The organism is Citrobacter sp. Cpo100 (genome assembly GCF_030332595.1).
GTDB classification, from domain to species: domain Bacteria; phylum Pseudomonadota; class Gammaproteobacteria; order Enterobacterales; family Enterobacteriaceae; genus Citrobacter; species Citrobacter portucalensis.
In genome coordinates this window covers 532,667-555,734 of sequence record NZ_JAOWHM010000037.1, presented here as the reverse complement: position 1 = coordinate 555,734, position 23,068 = coordinate 532,667, and the positions used below count along the sequence as shown (strand labels likewise).

Annotated in this window: 23 protein-coding genes; 12 read left to right on the top strand and 11 right to left on the bottom strand. The window is 50.4% G+C overall.

Going from position 1 to position 23,068, the window contains the following annotated elements:
- Positions 1-84 precede the first annotated feature (84 nt).
- The 5 genes from dmsD to OGX96_RS18175 form a co-directional block, all read right to left on the bottom strand.
- Entirely contained in the window at positions 85-699 is a 615-nt protein-coding gene (gene dmsD / locus OGX96_RS18195; RefSeq protein WP_008784725.1) for a Tat proofreading chaperone DmsD, read from the bottom strand.
- 42 nt (positions 700-741) lie between these two features.
- A complete protein-coding gene (locus OGX96_RS18190; RefSeq protein WP_286583816.1) occupies positions 742-1,596 on the bottom strand; it encodes a dimethyl sulfoxide reductase anchor subunit family protein in 855 nt (284 codons plus the stop codon).
- Position 1,597: 1 nt separating this feature from the next.
- Positions 1,598-2,215 (bottom strand): dimethylsulfoxide reductase iron-sulfur subunit DmsB, encoded by a 618-nt coding sequence (dmsB, locus tag OGX96_RS18185; protein WP_008784727.1) that lies wholly within the window; start codon positions 2,213-2,215, stop codon positions 1,598-1,600.
- A gap of 10 nt (positions 2,216-2,225) precedes the next feature.
- The gene (gene ynfE / locus OGX96_RS18180) at positions 2,226-4,664 is read right to left on the bottom strand and encodes a selenate/tellurate reductase subunit YnfE (protein ID WP_071446475.1); all 2,439 of its coding nucleotides are present in this window, start codon (positions 4,662-4,664) and stop codon (positions 2,226-2,228) included.
- A gap of 148 nt (positions 4,665-4,812) precedes the next feature.
- Complete coding sequence (locus OGX96_RS18175) at positions 4,813-5,121, bottom strand: DUF1161 domain-containing protein (protein WP_008784729.1); 309 nt, start codon at positions 5,119-5,121, stop codon at positions 4,813-4,815.
- 102 nt (positions 5,122-5,223) lie between these two features.
- Between OGX96_RS18175 and OGX96_RS18170 the strand changes: the two genes are divergently transcribed.
- Complete coding sequence (locus tag OGX96_RS18170; RefSeq protein ID WP_286583814.1) at positions 5,224-5,934, top strand: YnfC family lipoprotein; 711 nt, start codon at positions 5,224-5,226, stop codon at positions 5,932-5,934.
- Positions 5,935-5,940: 6 nt separating this feature from the next.
- On the opposite strand, the gene speG is transcribed toward OGX96_RS18170, so the two are convergent.
- Together speG and OGX96_RS18160 are read right to left on the bottom strand one after the other, a co-directional pair.
- Positions 5,941-6,501 (bottom strand): spermidine N1-acetyltransferase, encoded by a 561-nt coding sequence (gene speG / locus OGX96_RS18165; protein ID WP_008784731.1) that lies wholly within the window; start codon positions 6,499-6,501, stop codon positions 5,941-5,943.
- A gap of 35 nt (positions 6,502-6,536) precedes the next feature.
- On the bottom strand, positions 6,537-6,878 hold the full coding sequence (locus OGX96_RS18160; RefSeq protein WP_286583812.1) for a DUF1283 family protein: 342 nt from the start codon (positions 6,876-6,878) through the stop codon (positions 6,537-6,539).
- 153 nt (positions 6,879-7,031) lie between these two features.
- Here OGX96_RS18160 and OGX96_RS18155 point away from each other — a divergent pair, with 153 nt between their 5' ends.
- From OGX96_RS18155 to OGX96_RS18140, 4 genes are all read left to right on the top strand, one after another.
- Positions 7,032-7,358: a YnfA family protein gene (locus OGX96_RS18155; protein ID WP_008784733.1), complete on the top strand. Its 327-nt coding sequence runs from the start codon at positions 7,032-7,034 to the stop codon at positions 7,356-7,358.
- 107 nt (positions 7,359-7,465) lie between these two features.
- A complete protein-coding gene (rspA, locus tag OGX96_RS18150) occupies positions 7,466-8,680 on the top strand; it encodes a starvation-sensing protein RspA (protein ID WP_043016367.1) in 1,215 nt (404 codons plus the stop codon).
- A gap of 60 nt (positions 8,681-8,740) precedes the next feature.
- On the top strand, positions 8,741-10,075 hold the full coding sequence (locus tag OGX96_RS18145) for an MFS transporter (RefSeq protein WP_008784734.1): 1,335 nt from the start codon (positions 8,741-8,743) through the stop codon (positions 10,073-10,075).
- Positions 10,076-10,236: 161 nt separating this feature from the next.
- Positions 10,237-11,703 carry a mannitol dehydrogenase family protein gene (locus tag OGX96_RS18140; protein WP_125363459.1) on the top strand — a complete coding sequence of 489 codons (1,467 nt, stop codon included), beginning with the start codon at positions 10,237-10,239 and terminating at the stop codon, positions 11,701-11,703.
- Between the two features lie 74 nt (positions 11,704-11,777).
- Here OGX96_RS18140 and ydfZ read toward each other — a convergent pair whose 3' ends face one another.
- From ydfZ to ydfG, 3 genes are all read right to left on the bottom strand, one after another.
- Positions 11,778-11,981, bottom strand: coding sequence for a putative selenium delivery protein YdfZ (gene ydfZ, locus OGX96_RS18135; RefSeq protein WP_003032393.1), 204 nt, complete (start codon positions 11,979-11,981; stop codon positions 11,778-11,780).
- Between the two features lie 191 nt (positions 11,982-12,172).
- Positions 12,173-12,859, bottom strand: coding sequence for a GntR family transcriptional regulator (locus tag OGX96_RS18130; RefSeq protein ID WP_003032396.1), 687 nt, complete (start codon positions 12,857-12,859; stop codon positions 12,173-12,175).
- A gap of 86 nt (positions 12,860-12,945) precedes the next feature.
- Positions 12,946-13,692, bottom strand: a complete 747-nt coding sequence (gene ydfG / locus OGX96_RS18125) for a bifunctional NADP-dependent 3-hydroxy acid dehydrogenase/3-hydroxypropionate dehydrogenase YdfG (protein WP_125363458.1) — start codon at positions 13,690-13,692, stop codon at positions 12,946-12,948.
- A 137-nt stretch (positions 13,693-13,829) separates the two neighbouring features.
- Here ydfG and dcp point away from each other — a divergent pair, with 137 nt between their 5' ends.
- The 3 genes from dcp to OGX96_RS18110 all read left to right on the top strand — a co-directional run bounded on the left by dcp (position 13,830) and on the right by OGX96_RS18110 (position 17,436).
- Positions 13,830-15,875, top strand: a complete 2,046-nt coding sequence (gene dcp / locus OGX96_RS18120) for a peptidyl-dipeptidase Dcp (RefSeq protein WP_286583809.1) — start codon at positions 13,830-13,832, stop codon at positions 15,873-15,875.
- Positions 15,876-16,093: 218 nt separating this feature from the next.
- Entirely contained in the window at positions 16,094-16,354 is a 261-nt protein-coding gene (locus OGX96_RS18115) for a hypothetical protein (RefSeq protein ID WP_020996405.1), read from the top strand.
- A gap of 155 nt (positions 16,355-16,509) precedes the next feature.
- Positions 16,510-17,436, top strand: a complete 927-nt coding sequence (locus OGX96_RS18110) for a diguanylate cyclase (protein WP_286583807.1) — start codon at positions 16,510-16,512, stop codon at positions 17,434-17,436.
- Positions 17,437-17,720: 284 nt separating this feature from the next.
- Here the strand turns inward: OGX96_RS18110 and mgtS are convergent, their stop codons facing one another.
- Positions 17,721-17,816, bottom strand: a complete 96-nt coding sequence (mgtS, locus tag OGX96_RS18105) for a protein MgtS (protein WP_003032406.1) — start codon at positions 17,814-17,816, stop codon at positions 17,721-17,723.
- Between the two features lie 486 nt (positions 17,817-18,302).
- Between mgtS and urtA the strand changes: the two genes are divergently transcribed.
- Genes urtA through urtD form a run of 4 tightly spaced genes read left to right on the top strand, consistent with a single transcriptional unit; the run spans position 18,303 to position 23,062 of the window.
- Complete coding sequence (gene urtA / locus OGX96_RS18100; RefSeq protein WP_003832925.1) at positions 18,303-19,574, top strand: urea ABC transporter substrate-binding protein; 1,272 nt, start codon at positions 18,303-18,305, stop codon at positions 19,572-19,574.
- A 43-nt stretch (positions 19,575-19,617) separates the two neighbouring features.
- Complete coding sequence (urtB, locus tag OGX96_RS18095) at positions 19,618-21,192, top strand: urea ABC transporter permease subunit UrtB (protein WP_286583805.1); 1,575 nt, start codon at positions 19,618-19,620, stop codon at positions 21,190-21,192.
- The gene (gene urtC, locus OGX96_RS18090) at positions 21,192-22,265 is read left to right on the top strand and encodes an urea ABC transporter permease subunit UrtC (RefSeq protein WP_286583803.1); all 1,074 of its coding nucleotides are present in this window, start codon (positions 21,192-21,194) and stop codon (positions 22,263-22,265) included. Before urtB ends, urtC begins: the two co-directional genes overlap by 1 nt.
- Complete coding sequence (gene urtD / locus OGX96_RS18085) at positions 22,265-23,062, top strand: urea ABC transporter ATP-binding protein UrtD (RefSeq protein WP_008784743.1); 798 nt, start codon at positions 22,265-22,267, stop codon at positions 23,060-23,062. Before urtC ends, urtD begins: the two co-directional genes overlap by 1 nt.
- Positions 23,063-23,068 lie beyond the last annotated feature (6 nt).

Sequence of the window (23,068 nt, the reverse complement as noted above, 5' to 3'; positions counted from 1 at the left end):
TGCGGCTATTAGGTAACAGAAGCAAAAGCTCAGCGTGCGCAACAGGATGCACCACAGGCAGGACGCATCCTACCTGTGACGAAACTAACGGAACAAAGGCTTATCGGCTACCGGGATCAGTAACTGTGATTGCCACTGTGCCAGCGTCAGACGCGCCAGCTCACCCAGCGCCTGGTAGAACGGATGGTCGGCTTTTTCGATAAACACATTAAGGAAGCGCGATGACCATGGGAACAGATGCCAGGCCAGCAGTTGCTCGCACTCGGTGTGGCGTTCGTTCTCGGCAAGCCAGGCCGTCAGCAACAGCAGGGAACCAAAATGATCTTCTGGCTCATTTTGCTGCATGGCAAACTGGATGCCGTTGTCCCGCATCCACTGACGTAATGCCAGCGTGGAGTCGCCAAACAACACGTTTTCACGATCCAGCCAGACGGATCCCCATGGCGGAGAAGGGAGCGCATAAGGTCCAACAAACAGACGTTGCCAGGCCTGCGGGAGAGACTCATCGGCCTCAGCCTGAAACTGAGCGACTAACGGCGAAAGCGTTGTCTTTTCAAGCGGCCACTGCGCCTGCCAGCCATCGGTTCTTAACGCACTGACCAGTGCCGAAGCTTCCGCACTGTCTGGGGCATAGTAAAATAGCGCGCCGAGCACGCGCGCTGCGGTAGAAAAGTTGTCACGTTGTGAAAAATGGGTCATGCAAACAATCCTGAACAGTGCGGGTTGCCCCGCACCCGAAAGTTAACCTGCGACAGCCATTCCGACTGTCATATGTAAACCGTAAAACAAACCGCGGCCAATGATTTCACCGACAAGCACCAGAATTAACCCGAGCGCCAACCCACCAACGGACGGTCGTTTGCGACGGATCAACGGACATATCCAGCAACCCAGACCCGCAGCCAACAGCAGCACACGCCAGACCTGTAAACTGCCGTAGTCGGGAACCAGCGCGCTGGCGGATTGTACCGAACTGTGGATCTCGCCGAGTGACAGTCCCTGCAGCACAATAACGGCCACCGTAACCAGCAGAGCCAATACGCTGATACCGGCGAATCTGACGACGTTAAAAGAAACACCTGCAGAACGCAGCAGCAGAGCGGCAAATAGCGGTCCACTGAGCAGCATCGTCATGAAAAACGCCAGTGTAGTATAGCCGTTATACCAGGTTGGGACGGTGTCTATCTGGTAGACGTTGGTCATCGCAAAGACAAATACCAGGCCCAGCAACATGCTCAACAGCAGCCAGATTTTACCTAACGCTGCGGGCATTTTACCGAGAAACGCCACCAGCCACCACAGGCCACCGACGGCGAAAAACAGCGAACCGCTGGCGATTTCGTTACTTAGCGCCGATGCGCCAATTCTGTTCAGCGAGTTAAACGCGCGCAGCGGCGAACCTAAATGCATAACCGAGGCGAGAAAGGCGATGCCCATTACCAGCCAGAGAAAAAACATACTGCGAACGATACGTTGTTTTACCAGCTCGTCTTTAGCGGTCAGCCAGCCGTAACCACTGACGATCAGCGCCCCGGCTACGCACTGGCCCAGCACCGTGAACAGTACCAGCGGCCATTCATGCCATCCATTTCCCATTTTACACCTCCTTTGGATTAGCCAGAAAACCCGTGGTATCCCCGGTCGGGCGGCAATTGGCGTTTGGTTTGATCACAATATTTGGTTTGGTGAAGTGCGCACCCGGCAGCGGGGCGACGGCAGCCAGTTCACCATGTTTTTTGCGCAGTTCGTCGATGGGGCCAAAATCCAGCGCACGCAGCGGACAGGACTCGACGCAGATGGGCTTTTTGCCGTCTGCAACACGATCATGGCAGCCATCACACTTGGTCATATGTCCTTTTGCAGCATTGTACTGTGGCGCACCGTACGGACAGGCCATATGACAGTAGCGACAGCCAATGCATACGTCTTCATCGACCACCACAAAACCATCCTCACGCTTATGCATCGCACCACTTGGACAAACCTTGGTGCAGGCCGGATCCTCGCAGTGGTTACAGGAGATGGAGAGATAGTAGGCAAAAACGTTCTGGTGCCAGACGCCGTTGTCTTCCTGCCAGTCACCACCTGCGTATTCGTAAATCCGCCGGAAACTGACGTCAGGAGTGAGGTCTTTGTAGTCTTTGCAGGCCAGTTCGCAGGTTTTGCACCCGGTGCAACGACTGGAATCAATAAAAAATCCATACTGAGTTGTCATGGGTTAGTCCTTAAACCTTCTCGATTTCGACCAGATTAGTGTGCTGTGGGTTGCCTTTTGCCAGCGGTGAAGGGCGCTGTGTTGTCAGCGTATTGACGCAGGCGCCATGGTCAATTTTGTCGCCGGCCATATCAGCATCGTGCCATGCACCCTGGCCCATTGCGCTGACGCCAGGCAGGATCCGTGGCGTCACTTTGGCCGGAATACGTACTTCCCCGCGGTCGTTAAAGACCCGCACCATATCGCCATTTGCAATACCACGTTTTTGGGCATCGACGGGATTGATCCACACTTCCTGACGACAGGACGCCTGCAGAACATCGATATTGCCGTAGCTGGAGTGCGTACGGGATTTGTAATGGAAGCCAAACAACTGCAGCGGAAATGCGCTGCGTTTGGGATCGTCCCACCCTTCAAACGTGGAGGCGTAGACGGGAAGTGGGCTAATTACTTCATCCTTCTGCAACTCCCATGTGTTGGCAATTTTCGCCAGCCGGCTGGAGTAAATTTCAATCTTTCCAGACGGTGTTTTGAGCGGATTGGCCTGCGGATCGTCGCGGAATTTTTTATAAGCGACAAAATGCCCGTTAGGATCTTTGCGTTTATAGATCCCCATTTTTTTCAGTTCGTCATAAGAAGGGAGCGCGGGGTCCTTGGCCAGCATTTTTGCATACAGATACTGGAGCCACTGTTCCTGAGTACGGCCTTCCGTAAACCGTTGATAGATATCATTGCCAAGGCGTTTGGCGACTTCGCTCATTATCCAGTAGATCGGTTTGCGTTCGAACTTCGGTGACGTCGCGGGTTGAATAAAAATGAGGTATCCCATGTTGCCCGCATAGTCGTTAGGAATGATGTCTTCCTGTTCGACGGTCATTAGGTCCGGCAGCAGAATATCGGCATATTTCGCCGAGGAGGTCATGAAGTTTTCGATGACCACTATCATTTCGCATTTCGTATCATCCTGAAGGATCTCATGCGTTTTATTGATATCTGAGTGCTGATTAGTAATGGTGTTACCCGCGTAGTTCCAGATAAATTTAATCGGTACATCGAGCTTATCTTTACCGCGCACGCCATCGCGGGTTGCGGTCATTTCCGGACCCCGGGCGATGGCGTCGGTCCAGCTAAAGCAGGATATTTGGGTTTTGATGGGATTATCCGGCAGCGGCATGCGTTCAATCGTGATGGTGTAGGTTGATTCTCGTGCACCGCTATTGCCGCCGTTGATGCCAACGTTGCCAGTCAGGATTGGCAGCATTGCGATCGCGCGCGAAGTCAGTTCGCCGTTAGCCTGACGTTGTGGACCCCAACCCTGACAAATATACGCCGGTTTTGTACTACCGATTTCTCGTGCCAGTTTAATGATGCGCTCGGCCGGGATCCCTGTGACATGCGAGGCCCATTGGGGCGTTTTAGCGACACCGTCATCGCCATTGCCAAGTATATAGGCCTTGTAATGTCCGTTAGCGGGGGCGTCAGCGGGTAGGGTTTTCTCGTCATAACCGACGCAATATGTGTCAAGGAATGCCTGGTCGACGAGATCTTCGTTAATCAGGACCCAGGCGATTCCCGCCACCAGTGCGGCATCGGTTCCCGGACGGATAGGGATCCACTCATCTTCACGACCCGCAGCGGTATCGGTATAACGCGGGTCGATGACGATCATGCGGGCGTTAGAACGCTCCCGGGCCTGCTCAAGGAAGTATGTTATGCCACCGCCGCTCATGCGCGTTTCGGCAGGGTTATTGCCGAACATCACCACCAGCTTCGTGTTTTCAATGTCGGAGGTACTGTTGCCGTCATTTGAGCCGTAGGTGTAAGGCATTGCCGCCGCGATTTGTGCGGTACTGTATGTGCCGTAATGGCTCAGGAATCCGCCATAGCAGTTCATCAATCGAGCGACCAGCGAGGCATAAGGGGAGGAGCGAGTAATATTGCCGCCGACAATGCCAGAGGTGTAGTTGATGTACACGGCCTCATTACCGTATTTTTGTACGGTATTTTTTAAACTGGTGCTGATGGTATCCAGCGCTTCCTGCCAGGTTATGCGTTCGAATTTACCCTCACCGCGTTTGCCCACGCGCTTCATAGGATAATTGAGACGATCCGGATGATTGATCCGTCGACGGATTGAGCGTCCACGTAAACAGGCACGCACCTGGTGCTGACCATAAATATCGTCTCCGGTCGTATCAGACTCCACCCATACGACCTCGTCATCTTTGACGTGGAGTTGCAGGGCACAACGACTGCCGCAGTTCACGGAACAAGCGCCCCAAACCACTTTCTCTTCAGCCGGTTGTATCGCCTGTTGTACCGCAGCAGCTGCGGTGCGCATCCCAAAAGGTAACGATAACCCGCCAGCGGCAAGCGCCAACGAACCTATAGCCGAGGATTTCACTAACATCCTGCGGCTAATGCCTCCATATTGCTCAGTATCAGACATAACTCACTCCATTATAGTTATCGCTATATATTAATCTCTACAGCGAAATTAATAGCATGCTAATAATAGAGTGAGTTTACCCATTTATGAGTATGACATCTTAATGCATATCAAACTGGAGTAACCCTCCGCGTACGGAGGGTATGATTTATTGCGGTTCGGCGACGTGCCCGTCCTGTGCAGGCGAGCTGTTGGCAGGGGCGTTTCCACTGTTAGTCCGGGTGTAGAGAATTTTGTGCGTATCGTTTGCACAATGTCCTACCACCAGTGAATCAGGTTGATCGGCCTGATCGTTGGGGACAATGTTCAGCGTAAAACTGGACTCTGCGACGCCATTATTGATGATGCGCTGCTCGATATCGCTTTTCACGCGTTCACATGACGCAGGTGCGGCCAGAACCTGTGGGGATGCAACTGCCAGTAAGATCGCGGCAATTCCTGTTACGTATTTCATCATCAGCTCCTTTATGATCGACATAGACTAAGATTAGCATTTCTGGTGTAAATAACTGTATTTGCTAATATGATTGAGAATTATCTTCTTATCCCGGTGAAAAATGTGAAGAAACAGACCCTGTTAGGTTTCCTGTGTGTCGTGCTGGTCGGGTGTGATAACGCCAAAGGGCTGGTTTCCTTTACGCCGGAAATGGCCAGTTTTTCCAATGAGTTTGATTTCGATCCGCTGCGCGGGCCGGTGAAAGATTTCAGTCAAACGCTGCTCAACGACAAAGGTGAGGTCACCAAGCGCGTCGCTGGTACCCTGTCACAGGAAGGGTGTTTCGATACACTTGAACTGCACGATATCGAAAACAATACCGGTATGGCGCTGGTCCTGGATGCTAATTACTATCGGGATGCCGAAACGCTGGAAAAACGGATCCGTTTACAGGGCAAATGCCAACTGGCGGAACTGCCTGCTGCAGGTGTGGTGTGGGATACCGACGATAACGGTTTTGTCGTTTCCGCCACGGGGAAAGAGATGACGGTGCAGTATCGATATGATGCCGAAGGCTACCCGCTGGGCAAAACAACCGTCAGTAAGGACAGCACTTTGCAGGTTGATGCTAAACCGTCGGTTGACCCATTGAAGAAGTTAGATTACACCGCGGTGAGTCTGCTCAACAATCATCCGTTAGGCAATGTCAAACAAACGTGCAAATACGATGAATACGCAAATCCGATCAACTGCCAGCTTGTTATCGTTGATGAGAGCGTGAAGCCGGCAGTTGAACATCATTACTCGATTGAAAACACAATCGACTACTACTAGTCGTGTTTACTGAGCGGTAGGCGGCAGCAGATTAGGGCCTGCCGTTTTGTGCTCTGCCAGATACTGCTGCTGGAAGATACACATACGAATCGTGTTGCGGTATTGGCCGTTGATAAAGAACTCATGGATCAGCTCGCCTTCCACCATAAAACCGAGTTTACGGTAAATGTGGATAGCCTTTTCGTTCTCTTTATCGACGATCAGATACAGCTTATAGAGGTTGAGCACGGTAAAGCCATAGTCCATTGCCAGCTTTGCTGCCCGTGAGGCCAGACCCTTCCCCTGATATTCCGGCGAAATAATAATCTGGAATTCGGCCCGGCGGTGTACATGGTTAATTTCAACCAATTCCACCAGTCCGGCTTTTTCACCGTCGCACTCCACCACGAAGCGGCGTTCGCTTTGGTCGTGGATGTGTTTGTCATACAGGTCTGACAGCTCAACAAACGCTTCGTAAGGCTCTTCGAACCAGTAGCGCATTACGCTGGCATTATTATCAAGCTGATGGACGAATCGTAAATCTTCACGCTCCAGCGGGCGCAACTTAACACTGAGGGCGCTAGTCATATCGTATCCTTTCAATATCCTTCAAAGTGCAATGATTATGGGGCAACGGTGCGGCCAGTACGGCGGTCGAGGCAGCGCAGGGTGTTAGGTTCCCAGTACGCATTAATATTAGCGCTCTGCTCGCACTTATCACGGCTATCAAAGGCCGTATCGGCTTTGTCCCACTCTTTCTCTGCACGTTTATTGACTTTCTGGCGAAGCTGACGCGTATCGTTCCATTGTTCCTTTTCCATTGCGGCTTGTTGACGACTTTGCGCACTGTCTCCGGATTCAATGACCAGTTTACTGGTTTCAGCAAATACGGAAGAGGTGTACACAGCCGCAGCCAGCGTCAGCATAGCCGTCAGGCACAGGCGTTTGGTCAGTGTAATTTTCATGGTGAATTCCTTTTATGGGAAAGGGTAAAAACGATAAAACAGGGTTAAATTCTACACTATTCCAGTTTGCGGGCATACCCACCCGGTGGATATGGATACGCTAACGAGATTCTGTCGTATCATGGTTAAACCGAAGGTAACTGAATAACATCAATGCTTAAGACCACATTTCTTTTTTTCATCACCGCGTTATGCGAAATCATTGGCTGCTTTTTACCTTGGCTTTGGCTTAAGAGAGGAGCTACAGCCTGGTTGCTGATACCCGCCGGGGTGTCACTGGCTTTATTCGTCTGGTTGCTGACACTGCATCCGGCAGCCAGCGGGCGTGTATACGCAGCCTATGGCGGTGTTTACGTGGTGACCGCGCTGCTATGGCTACGTATTGTCGATGGTGTAAAACTCAGTTTATATGACTGGTCTGGCGCGCTGGTGGCGTTGTGCGGCATGCTGATCATTGTGGCTGGATGGGGGCGCGCATAGCGCCTTTTTTGTGATCAAACAGCGTTTTTTTGATCTTCATACTTGTATGGTAGTAGCTCAGTTGAGTAAATTTCCTGCATCACAAGAACAGATGTAGGGAATAAGAAATGAAGATTGTTGGGGCTGAAGTGTTTGTCACCTGTCCTGGGCGTAATTTTGTAACGTTGAAAATTACGACAGAAGATGGGATCACCGGGCTGGGAGATGCCACGTTAAATGGACGCGAGCTGTCCGTGGCGTCCTATCTGAAAGATCACGTGTGTCCGCAGCTTATTGGTCGCGATGCGCATCGTATTGAGGACATCTGGCAGTTTTTCTACAAAGGCGCTTACTGGCGTCGTGGTCCGGTCACCATGTCGGCGATTTCTGCGGTGGATATGGCTCTCTGGGATATCAAAGCGAAAGCGGCGAATATGCCGTTGTACCAGTTGCTCGGCGGTGCTTCTCGTGAAGGGGTTATGGTCTACTGCCACACCACAGGCCATACCGTTGATGACGTACTCGAAGATTATGCGCGTCATAAAGAAATGGGCTTTAAAGCGATTCGCGTACAGTGCGGCGTGCCGGGTATGAAAACCACTTACGGTATGTCTAAAGGCAAAGGACAGGCCTACGAACCCGCCACCAAAGGGCAATGGCCGGAAGAGCAGTTGTGGTCAACGGAGAAATACCTGGATTTCACACCAAAATTGTTTGCTGCCGTGCGTGACAAGTTTGGTTTTAACGAACATCTCCTGCACGACATGCACCACCGTCTGACGCCAATTGAAGCGGCCCGTTTTGGCAAAAGCATTGAACAGTACCGTTTGTTCTGGATGGAAGACCCAACGCCAGCTGAAAACCAGGAGTGCTTCCGCCTGATCCGCCAGCATACGGTCACGCCGATTGCGGTAGGGGAAGTGTTCAACAGCATCTGGGACTGTAAACAGCTTATTGAAGAACAACTGATCGACTATATCCGCACCACCATCACCCATGCGGGTGGTATCACCGGTATGCGCCGGATTGCCGATTTCGCGTCGCTGTATCAGGTTCGTACCGGTTCACATGGACCTTCCGATCTGTCGCCTGTGTGCATGGCCGCCGCGCTGCATTTTGATCTGTGGGTGCCGAACTTCGGCGTACAGGAATATATGGGCTATTCCGAGCAAATGCTGGAAGTGTTCCCACATAACTGGACCTTTGATAACGGCTATATGCACCCAGGAGACAAACCTGGTCTTGGGATCGAGTTTGACGAAAAACTGGCAGCGAAATATCCGTATGACCCGGCATATCTGCCCGTTGCTCGCCTGGAAGATGGCACGCTGTGGAACTGGTAAATATAAATTTTACGTACGAAAGATGTTGATTAACCCAATACCCTACAGAAGGTTAAACTTATGGTTAGTTCAGTCGATATTAAAAATAACGTAGATAATAAGCCTATTATTCGTCGAGTGGCTTCAGCATCCGCAATTGGTACTGCTGCTGAGTATTATGATTTTTTTGCATACGGGACTGCAGCTGTACTCTTTTTTGGTCATCTATTTTTCCCGAGTGACGATCCGTTAATAAGTACTCTCGCTGCTTTTGCAACCTATGCTGTTGGTTTCCTTGCAAGACCATTAGGAGGAATCGTCTTTGGGCATATTGGCGATAAGGTTGGGCGTAAAAAAGCACTGGTTATTACTATATTAATTGTTGGTTTGGGGACGTTCTGTATAGGGTTATTACCTACATATGAGAAAATAGGTGTCTGGGCTCCAGCTTTACTTATTTTTATTCGTGTATTACAGGGATTTGGCGTTGGAGGTGAGCAAGCTGGTGCAGTACTGATGACGGCTGAATATTCTGAACCCAAACATCGTGGATTTTTTTCCAGTTGGGTTCAAATCGGTGCGCCGGTTGGTTTCCTCCTGCCGTTAGCGCTCTTTGCGCTGTTAAATGCCACACTTTCTCCAGAGGCAATGATGGATTACGGGTGGCGTATACCGTTTCTGTTGAGTCTGTTGCTGGTTATTGTTGGACTGTTTATCCGCTTAAAAATTGATGAATCACCTGTCTTTGCTCAGATTAGGGAGACAAAAGCAGAAGAATCACGTCCATTAGTTGAAGTTATCCGCGATTTTCCTGGCATTGTTGCCAAGGGGGTCTGCGCGAAACTGATTGAAGCTTGCACATTTGCAATGTTCACAGTGATTGTTTTGGCTTACGGAAAGGCAAACAATCTTGATGCTAATATTTTGATGGAGACAATGATCGTTGCGGTCATAATAGAAATAATTGCAATACCGTTGATGGGGTCGCTATGCGATAAAATTGGACGTAAACCAGTCTATATTATCGGTGCGCTGCTGCAGGTCGTTATGATTATTCCTTTCTTTCTTGCGATTAATCAGGATAGTTTTTGGCTTACACAAATAGTAATGATCCTGGTACTGAGTGTTGGGCATAGTATGTGTTATGCACCTCAGGCTTCTTATTTTCCGGAGCTTTTCCCAACTCATATTCGCTGTAGCGGAATAGCTTTAATTTGGCAACTGGGGTCGCTAATAGGCAGTGGCATTCTTGGACTGGTAGCAGTAAAAATTCTGCAAGTAACAGGTGGACATTACTATGGACTTGCAACCTATGTGATTGTACTTGGAGTTATCTCAATTATTGGTTTGTTGATGATGCCGGAAACCGCTCCGCAAAGACTTAAGCGTGAATACCAGCAGTGGCAGAAACATTAATATCCTTTGGCGGCAGTATGCCGCCAAATTCACTGACTTTGGTATATAACTCAACAAATGATGTCATACCAATCATAAAAAGCTTAATGCAAATCAAAACATACAACCATACAGGCGTTACTCTGGAACAGTCCTGATTTCATTTATAAGTAGGCCATACCATGCAAAACAAGCTCTTAGCGGCTAAGGCTGCACTTCCTGACTACGATCGTACAAAACTGGTTACGCGTATTGTTCATCTGGGATTTGGCGCGTTTCATCGCGCACATCAAGGTGTTTACGCTGACATTCTGGCCGCCGATCACGGCAGTGACTGGGGCTACTGCGAAGTGAACCTGATTGGCGGCGAGCAGCAGATTTTCGATCTGAAACAGCAAGATAATCTGTATACCGTTGCAGAGATGTCTGCTGATGCCTGGACTGCGAGAGTCGTGGGCGTGGTGAAAAATGCATTGCATGCGCAGGTTGATGGTCTGGAAAGCGTACTGGCAGCGATGTGTGAACCGCAGGTCGCGATCGTTTCCCTGACCATCACCGAGAAAGGATACTGCCATTCTCCGGCGACCGGCCAACTGATGTTAGACAACCCGATGATTGCAGCCGATCTGCAAAACCCTAAACAGCCTAAAACTGCGCCGGGCGTGGTGGTTGAAGCCCTGGCGCGTCGCAAAGCTGCGGGTTTAGCCGCCTTTACCGTGATGTCCTGCGATAACATGCCAGAAAACGGTCATGTGATGCGCAATGTTGTCATTGCATATGCCCGAGCGGTAGATATGGAACTGGCCGCGTGGATCGAACAACATGTGACATTCCCATCAACAATGGTTGACCGCATTGTCCCTGCAGTTACGCAGGAGACGCTGGACAAAATTGAACATATCACCGGTGTACGCGACCCGGCAGGCGTGGCATGCGAACCGTTCCGCCAGTGGGTAATTGAAGATAACTTTGTTGCCGGCCGTCCTGAATGGGAAAAGGCCGGGGCGGAACTGGTAGCTGATGTCATTCCGTTTGAAGAGATGAAACTGCGTATGCTCAACGGCAGCCACTCTTTCCTTGCGTATCTTGGGTATCTGGCGGGATATCAACATATTAACGATTGCATGGGCGATGAAAACTATCGTCTTGCTGCACGTGCGCTGATGTTGCAGGAACAAGCACCTACGCTGAAAGTAAAAGGTGTTGACCTACAGCGCTACGCCGATCTGTTAATTGAACGCTACAGCAATCCGGCGCTGCGTCATCGTACCTGGCAGATCGCCATGGACGGTAGCCAAAAACTGCCGCAGCGTATGCTTGATTCCATTCGTTGGCACATTGTGCACGGTAGTGACTTTGCGCTGCTGGCACTGGGTGTCGCTGGTTGGATGCGTTACGTAGGTGGTGTGGATGAACAGGGCCAGGCGATTGAAATTAGCGATCCACTGTTGCCGGTGATCCAGAATGCGGTGCGTAGCAGCAGCGAAGGCGAAGAGCGCGTTCAGGCGCTACTGGCAATCGATGCTATTTTTGGCCGTGAACTGCCACAGGTTGAACTGTTCAACCGTCAGGTCACACAAGCGTATCTTACTTTACTGGCTGAAGGGGCGAAGGCGACGGTTGCGAAGTATGCAGCAAAACTGAAGTAACGAAGATTATGCTTTATGTCGCCATCTGGCTTGCAACGGCCAGATGGCGCTGTGTTTTCTGGCATTCACACCAATTAGTTCATGCCTAAACGAATCAGCTCGAGGGGGGCGTATTTGCCTTCACATCCTTCGATTTCCACTGTTTTCCCGCGGCGAATCTGCTCAGCGGTCAGGCCATCGGTATCTATTGCTGTAATGCGGCCTGTGAGTCCGGTGTCGCTGATCATGACGCGGCTGCCAGTGGTGATTGCGTTACGGTTACGATCGTATGTTTTCATGGTGTTTTCTCCTTTCCAACTTACCGTCAAAGCCCGTGGGCTTTTAGTCCCACGTAACGGGCGCAATATAAATACGCTTCTCGTTAATGATTTTTTTTGTTTTCGATCAAAATCACAGCTTTTTTTATGCAGTTATGCGGGAGAGGGGAAAACGCAGGAGAAACTCACCCCGGTGTGAGGTGAGCGTAGTATTAATCTTCGCTGAACCAGTCGCTATTTTCCTGACGAATAAGCTGAACGGACTCACCAATTTCCTGAAGATGGAGCATCATTGCGCGCTCGACCGCATCGCCGTCATGCTTCTCAAGGGCGGCAAAGATATCGTGATGCTGGCGTAGCAGCATTTCAGGCGGGGAAATATGATCCAGGCTCATATAACGAACGCGGTCAATTGTAGCCTTTATATTCTCAACGGTATCCCAGGCGAGTTGGCACTCGGCGATTAAAGCCAGTTTCTGATGAAACTCATCATCAAGCTGGAAGAAATCATTAATCTGTTTTCGGTCAATTGCGATGCGCTGCTGATGCAAATTCTGTTCAAGCTGATAGCACTGTTGATCGTTGATCAGCGATGCGGCGCGGCGTACCACGGCACATTCAATTGCCTGGCGAACAAAACAGCCGTTTTGCACCTGCGACAGCGAAATTTTATTCACGTAGCTGCCACGCTGCGGGCGGATCTGAATCAGACCGTTCTCAGCCAGTTTGATGAATGCTTCTCGTACCGGCTGGCGTGACACATTAAAGCGTACAGAAACCTCTTTCTCCGACAGCGGTGTACCGGGTGCGATCAGACAATGCACGATATCACGGCGAAGAATACGGTAAATCTGTTGATTTACTGGCTGTGTAGGGTTGAGCTGCGTTTCTACGGTCATTCATTCTTACTTTTTAGAGAGTTAACCCGGATATTTTATCACTTCTTTCTGGCTATCTATACCCGGCACAAGGCCGGGCAGAGAAATTAGCCCCGGTGGATACTCAGCCCGGCAAAAGACTGTGTGACAGGCATCATTTCAAGGGTGTTGATATTGACATGAGCCGGTAAAGAAGCCACCCACCATACCGCTTCTGTAACATCTTGCGGAGTCAGCGCCGTGGTATTTTCGTAGGCTTTTTCAGCTTTGGCGTCATCACCTTTAAAACGGACATTAGAGAACTCCGTACCGCCAACCAGACCCGGCTCGATGTCGGTAACGCGAATTGCAGTGCCGTGTAAATCAGTACGTAAATTCAGGCTAAACTGGCGAACAAACGCTTTGGTCGCACCGTAGACGTTACCGCCAGCGTATGGCCAGCTGCCCGCGGTAGAACCGATATTGATAATATGACCGCGGTTGCGTTCAACCATGCCTGGCAGAACGGCACGGGTCATATAAACCAGCCCCTTGTTGTTGGTGTCGATCATATTTTCCCAGTCTTCAATGCTGGCCTTGTGAGCAGGCTCAAGGCCCAGCGCCAGACCCGCGTTGTTGACCAGAACATCAATATTGCGCCATTCAGCAGGAAGGGCGTCCAGCATCTCTTCAATCGATGCACGATTACGTACGTCCAGTTGCGCGGTATAGAGGCGGTCACCCAATTCCTCTTTCAGTTCCTGCAGGCGCTCCTGGCGGCGTCCGGTGGCAATAACTTTATGCCCATTCTCAATAAAACGACGCGTAATGCACTCACCAAAACCTGCGGTTGCTCCGGTTACTAAAACGATCATCTCACTGTTCCTCAACGCTTTTTATGTCGTACTACCATAGCACGTCATTTCCGTTCAGAGCTATTCCTGCGTAACGCGATTGCGGTTGATTCCTGGGAAGTCTACTCTGGTAAACAAATCGTTTTCAGGAGTGAAAGATGTCGTTAACGAATCCTTTTTTACGTCACAGCACGTTGCCGTACCAGGCACCGCAGTTTGATCAGATAGAGGTGCAGCACTATCGCCCAGCGTTCGATGAAGGCGTGCGGCAAAAACGTGCAGAGATCGAGGCGATTGTGCAAAACCCGCAGGCCCCTGATTTTGCCAATACGTTGCTGGCGCTTGAACAAAGCGGCACGCTGCTCACACGTGTAACCAGCGTTTTCTTCGCGATGACGGCGGCGCACACCAACGATGAACTACAGCGCCTTGACGAAGAATTTTCCGCAGAACTGGCGAACCTTGCCAATGATATTTATCTCAATGGCGCGCTTTTTTCGCGCGTTGAAGCGGTCTGGCAACAGCGAGGTTCGCTGGGGCTGGATAGCGAATCATTACGCTTGCTGGAGGTCATCCACCAGCGTTTTGTATTAGCCGGCGCGCGTCTGAATGAGGTCGATAAAGCGAACCTTAAAGCGCTCAATACAGAGTCCGCCACGTTGACCAGCCAGTTTAATCAACGTCTGCTGGCGGCGAACAAGTCCGGTGCTCTGGTGGTGGATGATGCACGTTACCTGGACGGACTCAGCGCAGAGGAAATTGCTGTTGCCGCCGAAGCTGCAAAGGAGAAAGGGCTTGAAGCGCGTTGGGTTATCCCGCTATTGAACACGACTCAGCAACCGGCGCTTGCGGCGTTACGCGATCGCCAGACCCGTGAGAATCTGTTCAACCGCGCATGGACGAGAGCAGAAAACAATGACGCTAACGATACTCGGGCGATTATTCAGCGACTGGTCGAGATCCGGATGCAGCAGGCGAAACTACTCGGTTTTGCCAATTACGCCGCCTGGAAAATTGCCGATCAGATGGCAAAAACACCGGAAGCTGCACTCAATTTCATGCGGGCGATTGTTCCCGCTGCGCGAGCCAGGGCATTGGATGAACAGGCCGAAATCCAGAATGTTATCAATCACGAACAGGGGAAATTTAACGTCGAGGCCTGGGACTGGGCATTTTATGCCGAGCAGGTTCGTCGTGAGAAATATGCACTTGATGAGGCGCAGCTCAAACCTTACTTTGCCCTTGATACGGTGCTGAACGAGGGCGTTTTCTGGACAGCTAATCAACTCTTTGGCATAAAATTTATAGAACGGTTCGACATTCCTGTTTATCACCCGGATGTTCGGGTATGGGAAATATTCGATCACGATGGCGTAGGGCTGGCGTTATTTTACGGCGATTTCTTTGCCCGGGAATCGAAAAGCGGTGGTGCCTGGATGGGCAATTTTGTTGAGCAATCGCAACTCAATGAAACCCGGCCGGTTATTTACAACGTGTGTAATTATCAAAAACCGGCAAAAGGTCAGCCTGCATTATTATTGTGGGATGATGTTATTACGTTATTTCATGAGTTTGGGCACACGTTGCATGGCCTGTTCGCCACACAGCGCTATGCCACGCTTTCAGGGACCAACACTCCGCGTGATTTTGTTGAGTTTCCTTCTCAGATCAACGAACACTGGGCGAGTCATCCGCAGGTCTTTGCTCGTTTTGCTCGTCATGTTGATACCGGGGAGCAAATGCCGCAGGCGTTGCGGAATAAGATGCAGCGGGCCAGCCTGTTTAACAAAGGTTACGACATGACCGAACTGCTCAGTGCCGCATTGTTGGATATGCGTTGGCACAGTCTGGAAAAGAGCGCGTTATCTCTTTCGGTCGATCAATTTGAACAGCAGGCGCTGGCGGCTGAAGGTTTGGATCTCAAGGCTGTGCCGCCTCGTTATCGCAGCAGCTATTTTGCCCATATCTTCGGCGGCGGCTATGCCGCAGGGTATTACGCCTATTTGTGGACGCAAATGCTGGCCGATGACGGCTATCAGTGGTTTGTAGAGCAGGGCGGATTAACTCGCGAAAACGGGCAGAAATTCCGCGAAGCGATTTTGTCCCGCGGTAACGGTACTGATTTAACTGAACTTTATCGCCAATGGAGCGGGCGTGATCCAAAAATGGAGCCAATGCTGGAACATCGTGGTTTGAGCGTCTAAGAGATTATTAGCCAGAATATTGAGCCGGGCGTGATGCCCGGTTTTTTACTATTTTAAAAGATGGCAATTTTTAGGGTTTTATATGAAAGTTGACAATAATAGTTATCAACAAATGATGATGAAATATATTCAGGAATGCTAGTTTAATAATGATGATGCCTTTGGATGTTTGATAAGATTAGCGTTCATGTACGGGCAGGTTTCTCAGGTAATTGTTAATGAAAATAGGGGTTCTAATAGCTGTGCTTGTTATGTCCGGATGTGCAGATAGTACAATTGTGCAATCCAGCGTCACTCCGTTTACGCCACATGTTTCACGCTCAAATGCTGAAATCATCGCACGGTATAAGGAAGCGCGTGAATCCGGGTTTTCCCATGGTTCTGCGTATCAATATGCCAGAGGCGACAAAACCTACACATCCGATCAATTAGAGGTGATTGGGCTTAATGAAATGCTGAATGAACCGTTATTGGTTTGACCGCTTTAGTGACAACGCTATGCCACACCAGATGGTATAGCGTAATATCCTGTTAATTATGATTTATTAATTACTATTAAAAAATTTACATAAATTTTCTTTTTTATCGTTAAGATAATTCCATCAGAAACGCTCGAACAGGGAGGGAGAACGTGATGATGAGAAATATGAAGGAAATAGATGCAATTTTGATTGAGTTGAACAAGTCCATTGATGCCCACTACAAATGGTTAGTGACAATGTTCCGCTGCGTGGTGTCTTCAGATGTTACGCAGCCAGATATTATGGGTGAAAACTCGCATTTTGCTTGTCGATTTGGACAGTGGCTTAATAATCAATCACGGTACAATGAGGATGATTGTAGTTACGTAAGCAAGATAAGCGCCACCCACGAAAAGATGCATTTATCAGGCAAGAAATTGCTAATGGCTATCGTGGAGAATCGTAGCCATTCATGGCATTTCGACAGTTTCCAGGACGCGCTGCTGGCATTTACCTCATCTGTAATGGACTACAAAATATATTTATTGAGTATCCGCAGTAATATCGACGCATTAACAGGTTTACCTGGCAGAAGAATGCTCGATGAGTCTTTTGATCGGCAGTTGCTCGATGCCGAACCGCTTAATCTTTATATATTGTTGTTAGATATCGATCGTTTTAAATACGTTAACGATACCTACGGCCATTTGGTGGGTGACGTGGTATTGCGGGCTCTGGCATCAAATTTATTGTCATGGACGCGATATGATGAGGCGGCGTACCGCTACGGTGGAGAAGAGTTCATTATCATCATCAGAACAAAAACGGACGAGCAGGCATGCCAGGCGGGTTTGCGACTTTGTCGTCTGATTGGTCAGAAAAAAATTCCCTACACTGAGGGAGAGATCGGTATCACGGTGACGGCAGGCATAACCCGGGTTCAACAGGGTGAAACGCTGGATACCGCGCTTGGTCGGGCCGACAGGGCGATGTATCAGGGGAAACAGACCGGCAGGAATCGCTGCATGTTTATAGATGAAAATGAGCAAATTGCGTTGGTGGACACCAATGACGGAACCTCGTATCCCCTCAGTGCGTGAGTTTTCGAAAAACGCTTTGAGGTAGTTGCGTTTCGTTTAACTTTCATTGGGGTTGTCGGTGATAGGTTAGCTGACTATCCGTTATCTTCGCAGGGAATTGCCTGATAGCGTATAAAAGCAAAACACAAATCTATCCATGCAAGCATTTACCGCTGGTTTATCCGGCGGTTTTTTTTATCTGTAAATCAGGAAAAAGGCACAGCGAGTGCGATTCAGGTAAAAAAATGGCCCCTTGTGCAGTTACGCTACAAGGGGCCGGGTCGGTGCAGGAGTATCTCCGTTCATCAATCATCCCATCTGTGGCTAAAATACGCGGCCAGGAAACCGGAAAATAAAATAATTCCCAGAACAGCCATAAAAATATTCATATTACCCAGCATAGTAAATGCTCCTTTATCTGTGAGTTTCCTCTCTTACCTTAAGTTCACCTCGCTTATGACTATAGTAGCAATTCAATCTTAAACAAAGGCTGAACTGTGTGATTATTTCGACTGAAAAGTAAATTTTTGACATGATCACGTCGAATAAAATAAATAATAGTGACGAGACACATTTATCTGCGCACAAATAACCCTGTTTTTAAACCCTGAGACGCTGTTATGACGGTGTGCTGCTGATACAGATTGTTGCACGTTTATAATGCAGAGTTGTCTCATGGTGGTTCAATTTCTCGTTTGATTAATCCTTTTGGCGGGGAAATGTAATACTGATTTATGTGCGTTAGATGCTAATTTATTGATTTTATATGAGGTTTTAATATCTGGCATCGTTTTTGCCTTATCACTTCTGAACACCCTTAATTTGCACCGTTTTGTCTGCCCGGCTGCACCGGAGCTTTCAGCAAGTCTAATTTCAGGAGTGAAACTATGCAGCGTCGTACATTTTTAAAAGCTTTTGCACTTTCTGCCTCTGTTGTCGCAATGGGCGTGAGTTTTAGCGTTCAGGCAGCCGACACCATTAAGGTTGGCATCATGCATTCGTTATCCGGCACGATGGCTATATCCGAAACGCCGCTAAAAGATGTGGCGTTGATGACCATCGATGAAATAAATGCTCAGGGCGGTGTGTTGGGTAAAAAGCTGGAACCGGTGGTGGTTGACCCGGCCTCGAACTGGCCGTTATTTGCTGAAAAAGCAAGACAACTGCTGAGTCAGGACAAGGTGGCGGCAGTTTTCGGCTGCTGGACATCGGTTTCGCGTAAATCGGTTCTACCGGTATTTGAAGAGTTAAACGGTCTGCTGTTTTACCCGGTGCAATATGAAGGAGAGGAGATGTCGCCTAACGTCTTCTATACCGGCGCAGCCCCCAATCAGCAGGCGATCCCTGCGGTTGAGTATCTGATGAGTGAGGACGGCGGTAGCGCGAAACGCTTCTTCCTGCTGGGCACGGATTATGTTTATCCGCGCACGACCAACAAAATTTTACGCGCCTTTTTGCACTCAAAAGGGGTCGCCGATAAAGACATCGAAGAGGTGTACACCCCATTCGGACACAGCGATTACCAGACCATTGTCGCCAGCATTAAAAAATTCGCCGCAGGGGGAAAAACGGCGGTGGTATCAACCATCAATGGGGATTCTAACGTACCGTTCTATAAAGAGTTAGCGAATCAGGGGCTGAAAGCCACCGATGTACCGGTGGTGGCTTTTTCCGTGGGTGAGGAGGAGCTACGCGGTATTGATACCAAACCGCTGGTGGGCAACCTTGCCGCCTGGAACTACTTTGAGTCCGTCGATAATGCGGCCAACAAAAAGTTTGTCGCTGATTACCGGGCGTATGCCAAAGCGCACAAATTACCGAATGCTGATTCGGTGGTGACGAACGACCCAATGGAAGCCACATATGTTGGCCTGCATATGTGGGCGCAGGCGGTAGAAAAAGCCGGAACTACCGATGTGGATAAAGTTCGTGCAGCTATGGCGGGGCAATCCTTCGCTGCGCCATCAGGTTTTACCCTGACCATGGATGCGACCAACCATCACCTGCATAAACCCGTCATGATTGGCGAGATTGAAGGCAACGGCCAGTTTAACGTGGTGTGGCAAACCGATGAGCCGGTCCGCGCCCAGCCGTGGAGTCCGTACATCGCTGGTAATGATAAAAAATCTGAACAGCCTGTGAAAACCGCCAGCAACTGATCTAACGCCCTCCTGCGGGAGGGTAATGCTTTGGAGAACGCTCATGAAAGCTATGCGCTTTATTCGTGGTGTGTTGTTGCTGATGTGGTTTTTGCCGTGGATAGCCCAGGCCGCAGATGCTGATACCTTTACCGCCGCCAACCGTGCTCAGCAGGCCGCCTTGCTTGAACAATGGGCGGTGAATCCTGACGTTCAGCGCATCCCGCTGCTCAGCGCACTGCGAGATGAGAACCTGCTGACCGATAACACGAAAAATGCCTTCATCATGAACGGCTCGCACGTACAGCCGTTAGGAACAGCGATAGCCCCAAACGGCGAGCTAAAAAAAATTCGCCTGACTAACCGCCTGCGTAATCTGGTAGCCGGAGCGTTGGCTGTCCATCAGCTTTTAAGTGACAGTGTCATGGTAAGGGAGGAGGCAGCTCGTACATTACAGCGTGAGGCGCAGCCGGACATGCTGCCGTTTTTACAACAACGACTGGCTCAGGAGTCAGATGGTGATGTGAAATCCGCACTCGCTATTGTACTGGCAAATCTGCAATTGGGTAGCACCTCGCCGGAAGTCAGGCTTCAGGCAATCGAACTATTAGGGGCGTCAAATGATCCTGAAACTCAGGCGCGCCTGCAGCCATTCACCAGGGCTGAACATGAACCCAATGCCCGAGTGCGTGCTGCCGCTGACGAAAGTCTGAATTCCATCTCGCATCGCATGAAGGTTGGGGATCTTCTTGGGCAGGCTTTCATGGGACTGTCACTGGGTTCTATTTTGCTGCTTGCAGCATTGGGTCTGGCGATAACCTATGGATTACTCGGCGTCATCAATATGGCGCATGGCGAGATGTTGATGCTCGGGGCGTACTGTACCTGGATGGTGCAACAGTTGATGGGGCAGTTTTTCCCGCACGGGTTAGCCTGGTATCCGGTTATTGCACTTCCGGTCGCCTTTTTGCTGACTGCGGCAGTAGGAATGCTGCTCGAGCGTGGGGTGATACGCCATTTATATGGCCGTCCGCTTGAAACGCTACTGGCGACCTGGGGTATCAGCCTGATGCTCATCCAGTTGGTGCGTATGACTTTCGGCGCGCAAAACCTGGAAGTCGCCAATCCGGCATGGCTTTCCGGCGGCATTCAGGTTTATGCCAATCTGATATTGCCGTGGAACCGAATAGTGGTGCTTGGCTTTGCCATGCTGGTGCTGTTCTTCACCTGGCTGCTGTTGAATAAAACGCGCCTCGGGCTGCGCGTGCGTGCCGTGACGCAAAATCGCAATATGGCGGCCTGCTGCGGCGTACCTACCGGACGAGTCGATATGCTGGCCTTTGGCCTTGGTTCAGGAATTGCCGGACTGGGAGGTGTGGCGCTCTCGCAACTAGGTAATGTAGGGCCGGAGCTGGGGCAAAGCTACATTATCGATTCGTTTTTGGTGGTGGTACTGGGCGGCGTTGGACAGCTTGCCGGGAGCGTGGCTGCGGCATTTGGGCTGGGGATCTTCAATAAAATTCTGGAGCCTCAGGTGGGGGCGGTTCTCGGCAAAATCATAATCCTGGTGTTGATCATTCTGTTTATTCAGAAACGACCTCAGGGACTGTTCGCGCTGAAAGGGAGGGTTATTGACTGATGACGATGCCAATGACAATAACGCTGTCGCGTAAAGCGCCGCGTGCAACACGCGTGCTGGGTCTAAGTTTGCTGCTGGCGTTGATTATTCTGCCGTTTCTTGCACTGTTACCTGCGGAGCATCCGCTGGCCATATCGGTGTGGACGTTGACGCTGGCCGGGAAAATTCTCTGCTATGCCATTGTGGCCGTTGCGCTGGATCTGGTGTGGGGTTATGCCGGAATGCTCTCGCTGGGACACGGTATCTTCTTCGCGCTGGGGGGCTATGCGATGGGAATGTACCTGATGCGCCAGGCTTCCGGCGAAGGATTACCGGCCTTTATGTCGTTCCTGTCGTGGAGCGAGCTGCCCTGGTTTTGGTGGGGGACGCAACATTTTCTCTGGGCGATGCTGCTGGTTGTTCTGGTGCCGGGCCTGCTGGCGCTGGTATTTGGTTGGTTTGCCTTCCGTTCAAAAATCAAAGGTGTCTATTTCTCCATCATGACCCAGGCCCTGACTTTCGCAGGAATGCTGCTGTTTTTCCGCAATGAAACCGGCTTTGGTGGAAATAACGGTTTTACTGGTTTTACCACCATTCTGGGGTTTCCGGTGACCGCGACGTCCACCAGGATCGCGCTGTTTCTGGCGACGGTAATGCTGCTGGTGCTGGCAATATGGCTGGGACTTGCGCTGGCCCGCAGTAAGTTTGGTCGTATTCTGACCGCCGTGCGCGATGCCGAGAACCGTCTGATGTTCTGTGGTTACGATCCGAAAGGTTTCAAGTTACTGGTGTGGACGCTTTCCGCTGTACTGTGCGGCCTGGCCGGGGCGCTTTATGTCCCGCAGGTAGGGATTATCAACCCCAGCGAAATGTCGCCGACCAACTCGATTGAAGCGGCGATTTGGGTTGCTCTCGGCGGACGTGGAACCCTGATCGGCCCGGTATTTGGCGCTGTACTGGTGAACGGTGCTAAAAGCCTGTTTACCGTCATTATGCCGGAATACTGGCAGCTGTTTCTTGGCCTGATCTTTATTGGCGTTACGCTTTTTTTACCCCGTGGTGTGATTGGCCTGTTTCGCAAAGGAGACAAATAATGCAGCCGGATGAAGGACTTTTTACTCGCCAGATGCCGGGCGATCGGTTTCGCGAACAAACGGACCCGGTACTCCAACTGGAAAAAATTAACGTTAATTTCGACGGATTCCAGGCATTAACGGATCTCTCGCTCAATATTGGCGTCGGGGAGCTGCGCTGTATTATTGGCCCCAACGGCGCCGGGAAGACGACGTTAATGGATGTCATAACCGGTAAAACCAGACCGCAAAGTGGTCGTGCGATATACGATCAGTCGACCGATTTAACAACGCTGGATCCCATAGCCATCGCGCGTCAGGGGATTGGACGGAAATTTCAAAAGCCCACGGTATTTGAAGCATTAACGGTGGAAGAGAACCTGGAGCTGGCGCTGAAAAATGATAAATCTGTCTGGGGGGCTCTACGGGCACGACTCTCAGGCGAACAACGGGATCGTATTGATGAAGTACTGGCGCTGTTGCGGCTGGGTAATGAGCGGGCCCGCCGCGCCGGTCTGCTTTCGCATGGGCAAAAACAGTTTCTCGAAATTGGCATGCTGCTGGTACAGGAGCCGCATTTACTGCTACTGGATGAACCCGCGGCGGGGATGACGGATGCGGAAACGGAATACACGGCGGAGCTGTTTCGCCAGCTTGCCGGAAAGCACTCTCTGATGGTTGTTGAGCACGATATGGGATTTGTTGAAACCATTGCCGATCGCGTCACAGTATTACATCAGGGACGTGTCCTCGCTCAAGGGAGTCTTCGCGATGTGCAGGCCAACGAGCAGGTTATTGAAGTCTATCTCGGGCGTTAAGGAGTT

Bases quoted from the DNA above. Each gene is read 5' to 3' on its own strand.
- OGX96_RS18115 (WP_020996405.1), top strand. From the start codon at position 16,094: ATGAAAATAGGGGTTCTAATAGCTGTGCTTGTTATGTCCGGATGTGCA.
- OGX96_RS18190 (WP_286583816.1), bottom strand. From the start codon at position 1,596: ATGGGAAATGGATGGCATGAATGGCCGCTGGTACTGTTCACGGTGCTG.
- OGX96_RS18140 (WP_125363459.1), top strand. From the start codon at position 10,237: ATGCAAAACAAGCTCTTAGCGGCTAAGGCTGCACTTCCTGACTACGAT.
- speG (WP_008784731.1), bottom strand. From the start codon at position 6,501: ATGACTAGCGCCCTCAGTGTTAAGTTGCGCCCGCTGGAGCGTGAAGAT.
- ynfE (WP_071446475.1), bottom strand. From the start codon at position 4,664: ATGTCTGATACTGAGCAATATGGAGGCATTAGCCGCAGGATGTTAGTG.
- urtB (WP_286583805.1), top strand. From the start codon at position 19,618: ATGAAAGCTATGCGCTTTATTCGTGGTGTGTTGTTGCTGATGTGGTTT.
- dcp (WP_286583809.1), top strand. From the start codon at position 13,830: ATGTCGTTAACGAATCCTTTTTTACGTCACAGCACGTTGCCGTACCAG.
- OGX96_RS18130 (WP_003032396.1), bottom strand. From the start codon at position 12,859: ATGACCGTAGAAACGCAGCTCAACCCTACACAGCCAGTAAATCAACAG.
- OGX96_RS18160 (WP_286583812.1), bottom strand. From the start codon at position 6,878: ATGAAAATTACACTGACCAAACGCCTGTGCCTGACGGCTATGCTGACG.
- dmsB (WP_008784727.1), bottom strand. From the start codon at position 2,215: ATGACAACTCAGTATGGATTTTTTATTGATTCCAGTCGTTGCACCGGG.
- OGX96_RS18145 (WP_008784734.1), top strand. From the start codon at position 8,741: ATGGTTAGTTCAGTCGATATTAAAAATAACGTAGATAATAAGCCTATT.
- ydfG (WP_125363458.1), bottom strand. From the start codon at position 13,692: ATGATCGTTTTAGTAACCGGAGCAACCGCAGGTTTTGGTGAGTGCATT.
- rspA (WP_043016367.1), top strand. From the start codon at position 7,466: ATGAAGATTGTTGGGGCTGAAGTGTTTGTCACCTGTCCTGGGCGTAAT.
- OGX96_RS18175 (WP_008784729.1), bottom strand. From the start codon at position 5,121: ATGATGAAATACGTAACAGGAATTGCCGCGATCTTACTGGCAGTTGCA.
- ydfZ (WP_003032393.1), bottom strand. From the start codon at position 11,981: ATGAAAACATACGATCGTAACCGTAACGCAATCACCACTGGCAGCCGC.
- OGX96_RS18110 (WP_286583807.1), top strand. From the start codon at position 16,510: ATGATGAGAAATATGAAGGAAATAGATGCAATTTTGATTGAGTTGAAC.
- urtC (WP_286583803.1), top strand. From the start codon at position 21,192: ATGACGATGCCAATGACAATAACGCTGTCGCGTAAAGCGCCGCGTGCA.
- dmsD (WP_008784725.1), bottom strand. From the start codon at position 699: ATGACCCATTTTTCACAACGTGACAACTTTTCTACCGCAGCGCGCGTG.
- urtA (WP_003832925.1), top strand. From the start codon at position 18,303: ATGCAGCGTCGTACATTTTTAAAAGCTTTTGCACTTTCTGCCTCTGTT.
- mgtS (WP_003032406.1), bottom strand. From the start codon at position 17,816: ATGCTGGGTAATATGAATATTTTTATGGCTGTTCTGGGAATTATTTTA.
- OGX96_RS18155 (WP_008784733.1), top strand. From the start codon at position 7,032: ATGCTTAAGACCACATTTCTTTTTTTCATCACCGCGTTATGCGAAATC.
- urtD (WP_008784743.1), top strand. From the start codon at position 22,265: ATGCAGCCGGATGAAGGACTTTTTACTCGCCAGATGCCGGGCGATCGG.